1 protein-coding gene is annotated in these 967 nt (G+C 74.6%); it reads left to right on the top strand.

The annotated features are described in order from the left end of the window. Positions 1 to 967: acyltransferase domain-containing protein (locus tag PUR61_RS01230; protein WP_329874705.1), on the top strand; the 967-nt coding region annotated here is incomplete at both ends.

Raw genomic sequence — 967 nt, forward strand, 5'->3', positions numbered from 1 at the left:
CGCCGCCGCGGTGGTGGCCGGCGCGCTGAGCCTGGAGGACGGCGCCCGGGTCTCCGCCCTGCGCAGCCGGGCCCTCGACGCCATCGCCGGGGAGGGCGGCATGGTCTCGCTCGGGCTCTCCGCCGAACGGGCCGAGCAGCTGCTCGCGCCCTGGGCCGACCGGATCTCCGTCGCCGCCTACAACTCCCCCACCACCACCGTCGTCGCGGGCGAGAGCACCGCCCTGACGGAACTGCTCGCCGCCTGCGAACGCGACGGCGTGCGGGCACGGGCGATCCCGGTCGACTACGCCTCGCACTCCCCGCACGTCGACCGGCTCCGGCGGCGCATCCTGGCCGACCTCGCCGGAGTCGAAGCCCGGCTCCCGCGCATCCCGATGTTCTCCACCGTCACCGGCGACTGGCTCACCACCCCGCCCGACACCGCCTACTGGTACACGAACCTGCGCCAACCCGTCCTGCTGACCAAGGCCCTGGAGGCCCTGCACGAAGCCGGCCACACCCACTTCGTCGAGACCAGCCCGCACCCCGTCCTCGTGCCCGCCGTCGAGGAGACCCTCGACACCGCCGTCACCGTCCCGACCCTGCGCCGCGACGAGGGCGACCGGCGACGTCTCCTCACCTCCCTCGCCCACGCCTGGACCACCGGCCTCACCGTCGACTGGAGCGGCCTGCTCGACGCGGGCGAGCGGACCGACCTACCCACCTACGCCTTCCAGCGGCGCACCTACTGGGCGCAGCCGAGGCAGTCCGGTGCGGGGGATGTCGGTGCGGCGGGCCTGGAGACCACGGGCCACCCCCTCGTCGGCGCCGCCGTCGACATCGCCGACACCGGCGAAACCCTCCTCAGCGGCCGCATCTCCCTGCGCACCCACCCCTGGCTCGCCGACCACGCCGTCAACCACACCGTCCTCCTCCCCGGCACCGCCTTCCTCGACCTCGCCCTCCAAGCAGCCCACCACACCGAC

It is taken from the genome of Streptomyces sp. BE20 (assembly GCF_036322525.1).
GTDB lineage: Bacteria > Actinomycetota > Actinomycetes > Streptomycetales > Streptomycetaceae > Kitasatospora.